A 5,578-nucleotide genomic window follows, 5' to 3' on the forward strand; every position below is an offset into this window, starting at 1 on the left:
TAATACCATAAAGTTCCTGAGTCAGGCTGTGTCCTTAGCAGTCAGGCAGCGTTCTCACGAATTGTCTCTGATTCCGCTTTTGAAGTGAGTGGGGTGACTTTGTCAATCTCTACACCTGAATGCTTACCTGAGATGAAGGCTTTCTTTTGCCTACCTCAGATTCCTCAACGCATTAACGAAGTTCGCCTTGCTGACTTTATTATGTTAATGCTAGAGGACAAGGTGATTACTAGTTATGAAAATGTTTTCCGCTTACCTCCAGCCCATAGTTTAGTTATTAATCAAACTGAACTAAAAATTTGGTCTTACTGGTCATTAGATCCTAATAAGGAACTACATTTAGAATCAGATCAAGCCTATGCGGATGCCTTTCGGGAAATCTTTACCGAGGCGGTTCGCTGTCGTTTGCGTAGTGCTTTTCCCATTGGTTCTCAATTAAGTGGTGGTTTAGATTCTTCCTCTGTTACCTGTGTGGCACGGGATATTTTAGCTGAGACAAAAAAGACACCGTTACAAACTTTTTCCTTAGTTTTTGATAATCTCAAACAATGTGATGAAAGACCTTTTATAGAAGCAGTATTAGATCAAGGTGAATTCGTACCCCATTTTATTGCTGGTGACCAAATAGGAGCTCTATCAGACATAGATCAGATCCTTGAGTATGAAGATGAGGTATTTCCTGGACCTAATTATTACTTTCCTTGGCGATTAACTCAAATTGCTAAAGACAAGGGAATTCGTATTCTTTTAGATGGATATGATGGTGATAATACAGTTTCCCACGGTATTTATCGACTAACAGAGTTAGCTTCTCAAGGAAAATGGGCAGATTTTGCCCAGGAAACCAAAGAATTTGCTGATAATTTTGGTGCTCCAGTCAGTACTGTATTAGAAATTCATAGTATTCCGACTCTGCGTAAATTAGCCCAAAAATTTCGTTGGTTAGAATTTATTAAAGCTATACACCACATTCATTATTATACAGGTTTTTCTCGTAAACAGCTATTAGTTCAACATGGTTTGCGAGTCATCGTTCCAGGTTGGTTTAAAAAGTTATTCAGGCGATATAAACATTCTCCGGTTTCTGGTAACAAGCCTGCACCTTTAATTAATAAAGAATTTGCTCAACGCATCGATTTTCCAGCCAGATTAAGGCATTGGTATACTCAACCAGATCTGCCATTAACTGTTAGACAAGAGCAGTTTAAGGCTTTAAATTCAGGTGTGTTTACCTTAGTCTTGGAACAGGTAGATCGCTGTGCTGCTGCTGCTGGTATAGAAGCCCGCCATCCCTTTGTGGATAAGCGGTTAATTGAGTTTTGTTTAGCACTTCCTTCCGAGCAAAAATTGCGTCAGGGATGGAGTAGATTTATTATGCGTCGCGCTTTGAGTAAGAACCTTCCGGATGCTATTGAGTGGAGAGGAGGAAAAGGCGATCTTAGTGATAACTTCGTTCATGGTTTATTCGAAGTTAATCGCGCCCAATTGGAAGAGATTATGGCAACATCTCTTGACCCTATAAGTGAATATTTAAATACTGAAAATGTGCAAATAGCATATCAAAAATTAATCTCAGCCAATGGTATAACGTCTCAGGAAAAAATGGATCTTTGGCTAGGTACAGTTTTGACCCTATCACTTAAAAAACTTTCTCAGAATTAGAAAATTATTTGATAGTTGTGTGTGGGTTGAAAGGGTGTATCTGCCACGTTCAAAGACTAACACTACTCATAGGAGAGTATCTCATGAAATCTTACGCTAAACCCGATCTCATTGTTCACGGCAATGTGGAAGACATCACTCTGGCTATAGGTAGCTCACCTGAGACAGATATGGTCATCTTGAGTGGGAATCCTCTTAACATACCAGGACCCGGCCTTGATGGTAGCGCTGACTTGGTACTTCCTTAATAACCTTAATTATTCAGCTGTAGAATTTGAGAAACTTTTTTATTGTAATCTCTAAGATGACAAGGAAAAAGTAATTGAAGTCAACCAATCTTTAATGCTCATAGCTCTAACACAGTTGAAGACAGAGAATTAACTCTCTGCTCTTATTGATTATGGTGGGCAACCGTTTGCCCACCATATTAGGAAGTAGGGTAAAAAAATGACTGTACCTCAGATTCATAATTAGTTAATTAAAACAATAAATAATAATGTACAGTTATAGTGCCTTTGGTTTATGCATCCATTCTGAGATGAGGTTACCGGAATTATTACCATCCCAAGGACAGCCAGATCTTATGATCCGTTTTGGCGATATAAAAGACTTATCTCACGAAACTATTAGCGGGAAAGAGCGCGTCCTTGGCTACATAGAGGGAGTGGGCAAATTCTTGATTTGTGAGGGTCGAGAAATTATAGTTTATCCCTTAACAGACCAAGACCCCTCAGTAGTACGCCCGACAATTGTAGGGTCTGCTATGGCAGCAGTACTGCGACAACGGGGATTATTGGTACTTCATGCTAGTTGTGTGAATATCGATGGTAAAGGGATTGCTTTCATGGGAAACTCTGGTGCAGGTAAATCAACCCTGGCAGATGCTTTCCATTGCCAAGGCTATCGGTTTTTAACCGATGATGTGATGGCAGTGGATACAACCGCTCAACAGCCCATGGTTTTACCAGCCTATCCTCAATTCAAACTGTGGCAACCAACGGTAGATGCTTTAGGGCATAAGCCGGAACAATTGTTTCCTATTTTTGAGGGTGCTGATAAGCTTTGCTATAGGTTTGAGGAGGGTTTCCAAAGCACACCCTTACCTTTGAAACGTATTTATATTTTGGCCCATGGTCCTGAGCATAGTATCAAACCGGTAAACCCTCAAATGGCATTTGCTGCTTTGGTGCGTCATACCAGGGAAACCCAAATTTTAAATGCTCCTGAAATTGTTAAAGCCCATTTGCAACAGTGCGCGGCGTTGTTTAAGGAAGTTAAGTTTTTCTATCTCGTGCGTCGCCCTGGTTTAGAGGAATTACCAAAAAGTGTGGCATTGGTAGAAAAGCATCTTGAGTAATTAAAAATTAAAAATTAAAAATTAAAAATTAAAAAATAATCAATTTTGATTTCAAATTTACGTAGTACTGTTCAACTAGCTTCCTATTTACCAAAAACTCTGAGTCTAATTTGGCAATCTGCTCACCATTGGACGATTGCTTGGCTGATCTTATTGGTATTGCAAGGCTGTTTACCAGTTGCGACATTGTATTTAACGCGATCGCTAGTTAATAGACTAGTCGCAGTTGTAGGGGCAGGAGTGCAGTGGGAGACTATTCGCCTGGTAGCGTTACCCATTGCTTTATTTGGCGCAGTATTATTATTAACGGAAATACTTAGAGGGATTAGCGAGTGGGTGCGCACTGCTCAATCTGAATTAGTGCAAGACTATATCAGCGATTTAGTACATCAACAGTCCTTAGCGATTGATTTAGTTTGCTACGAGTCCTCAGAATACCACGACTACCTAAATCGAGCTAGGAGTGGGGCTGGAGGTCGTTCTTTGGCTTTAATGGAAAACCTGGGGATTTTACTACAAAGCAGCATCACCTTGATTTCGGTAATTGCCATTCTCCTACCCTATGGTATCTTGCTACCGATAGCCATAGTAATTGGTACTCTACCGGGTTTTTACGTTGTACTACGTCTAAATCGCCACAATCATCAATGGTGGCAGAAAACCACCCTAGACCGGCGCTGGCTGGAGTATTACGAGATTGTGCTTACCCATAGTGCAGCGGCGGCGGAAGTGCGTTTGTTTGGATTAGGAACCCATTTTCGCACTGCTTACCAAACCCTGCGTCAACGGTTGCGGTTAGAACGTTTGCAACTGATTAAACAGCAAAGTTTAGGACGTTTTGGTGCTAACCTTATTACCTTACTGGTATTGAGTGGAGCCATAGTTTGGATTGGACAGCAAATGCTCCTAGGATTAATTACCATGGGAGATCTTGCCCTATTCTACCAAGCCTTTAACCGAGGACAGGGATTAATGAAATCCTTGCTAGGTAATCTGGGAGAAGTTTACAAAAACAGCTTGTTTGTTAGTAATCTGTTTGCCTTCCTTGACCTAAAAGCCAAAGTTATTGATCCACCCCAGCCTAAAACTATTCCCCCATCCTTGCAACAGGGAATTCGCTTTCGACAGGTAAATTTCAAGTATCCCGGTAGTTAAAATCTGGTACTAGAAAACTTTAACATGACAATTCCGGCAGGCAAGATTGTGGCGATTGTGGGGGACAATGGAGCAGGTAAGAGCACCTTAACTAAACTACTGTGTCGCTTTTATGACCCTGCATCCGGTAGTGTAGAGTTAGATGGTGTAGATCTCAAAGACTTTTCGGTTGCAGATCTGCGCCAGGCGATTACAATACTATTTCAATTCCCCCTGCGCCATGTAGCTACCCCTGCAGGAAATATAACCTTAGGTAATTTAGCAGAATCAGCAAACTTAGCAGCTGTTGAAACAGCAGCCCAAGCCGCCGGGATTCACGAGCGAATTTTACGACTTCCCCAAGAGTACAATTCCTTGCTAGGAACATCTTTCCCAGGAGGCGTGGATCTTAGTGGTGGTGAGTGGCAAAGGTTAGCACTAGCAAGAGCTTTTTTTAGACAAGCTCCGATTATTATCCTAGATGAACCAACCAGCGCCATGGATCCTTGGGCAGAAATGGACTGGTTAAATCGTTTTCGTCTCTTGGCGCAAGGACATACTGCTATTGTAATCACCCATCGCTTTACTTTGGCGATGCGGGCTGACTTAATTTACGTGATGCGAGACGGAAAAATTGTCGAGTCCGGTAGTCACGATGAATTAGTCACTCAGGGAGGGATTTATGCCGAGTCTTGGCAAGCACAAATGCATGGAAGTCAAAGGTCAAATGTTAATTGAAAAGCTAGGGAATAGGGAGTAGGGAGCAGGGAATAGGGAGTAGGGAATAGGGAGTAGGGAATAGGGAACAGGGAAAAATTTCTGTGTACCTAATAGTTATGAAAAACGCTGTAATAGAAATAAAAAATTTGCTAAAATTAGCTTTGGGGATTCATCCTCAATTAGTCCGTCCAGAAGCTAAACTGTTATTGTGCTGTGCCCGTACTAAATTAGACCCTGACCTAGTTGATCAGATCCAACTATTAGTCCAGCAGGATTTAGATTGGCCATGGATTGTTGGGATGGCACAGCAGCAGAAAGTACTGCCTTTATTATTTAGAAATCTTAGTTACCTAGAATGCACTCAAATTCCCTCTGATTTATGGCAATATATGCAAGCTAAGGTACGCTCAATTACCTTATATAATTTGTCTCTTACTAGAACCCTGGTTAAGCTATTACCCCAACTAGAAGCTCGCGGTATTGCCGCTATTCCCTATAAAGGGCCTACTTTAGCAGCAGCAGCCTATGGTGATTTAGCTTTGCGGGAGTTTGTTGATTTAGATTTACTAGTTAGGGAACCTGAAGGGGTGACGAAATAGCCTGAAAAGCTTTAAATGTAAAGCTTTCACCATTTTGTGCTAAAAAAAAGATAGGTCTCTTTTGTTCAACAAGACCTACCTATTGACAATGTTACCTGTATTCTAC

Annotated in this window: 6 protein-coding genes; all 6 read left to right on the forward strand. The window is 41.2% G+C overall.

Going from position 1 to position 5,578, the window contains the following annotated elements:
- The first annotated feature begins 99 nt into the window (after nt 1–99).
- The 6 genes from F6K46_RS37820 (at nt 100) to F6K46_RS37845 (ending at nt 5,472) form a co-directional block, all read left to right on the forward strand.
- Nucleotides 100–1,662 carry a lasso peptide isopeptide bond-forming cyclase gene (locus F6K46_RS37820; RefSeq protein ID WP_293068018.1) on the forward strand — a complete coding sequence of 521 codons (1,563 nt, stop codon included), beginning with the start codon at nt 100–102 and terminating at the stop codon, nt 1,660–1,662.
- 83 nt (nt 1,663–1,745) lie between these two features.
- A complete protein-coding gene (locus tag F6K46_RS37825) occupies nt 1,746–1,910 on the forward strand; it encodes a lasso peptide (RefSeq protein WP_293068021.1) in 165 nt (54 codons plus the stop codon).
- A 248-nt stretch (nt 1,911–2,158) separates the two neighbouring features.
- Nucleotides 2,159–3,019, forward strand: coding sequence for a hypothetical protein (locus F6K46_RS37830; RefSeq protein WP_293068023.1), 861 nt, complete (start codon nt 2,159–2,161; stop codon nt 3,017–3,019).
- 45 nt (nt 3,020–3,064) lie between these two features.
- On the forward strand, nt 3,065–4,174 hold the full coding sequence (locus F6K46_RS37835; RefSeq protein ID WP_293068026.1) for an ABC transporter ATP-binding protein: 1,110 nt from the start codon (nt 3,065–3,067) through the stop codon (nt 4,172–4,174).
- Nucleotides 4,175–4,177: 3 nt separating this feature from the next.
- Nucleotides 4,178–4,891 (forward strand): ATP-binding cassette domain-containing protein, encoded by a 714-nt coding sequence (locus tag F6K46_RS37840; RefSeq protein WP_293068031.1) that lies wholly within the window; start codon nt 4,178–4,180, stop codon nt 4,889–4,891.
- A gap of 98 nt (nt 4,892–4,989) precedes the next feature.
- The gene (locus tag F6K46_RS37845) at nt 4,990–5,472 is read left to right on the forward strand and encodes a nucleotidyltransferase family protein (RefSeq protein WP_293068028.1); all 483 of its coding nucleotides are present in this window, start codon (nt 4,990–4,992) and stop codon (nt 5,470–5,472) included.
- Nucleotides 5,473–5,578 lie beyond the last annotated feature (106 nt).

It is taken from the genome of Moorena sp. SIO3E8 (assembly GCF_010692445.1).
GTDB classification, from domain to species: domain Bacteria; phylum Cyanobacteriota; class Cyanobacteriia; order Cyanobacteriales; family Coleofasciculaceae; genus Moorena; species Moorena bouillonii.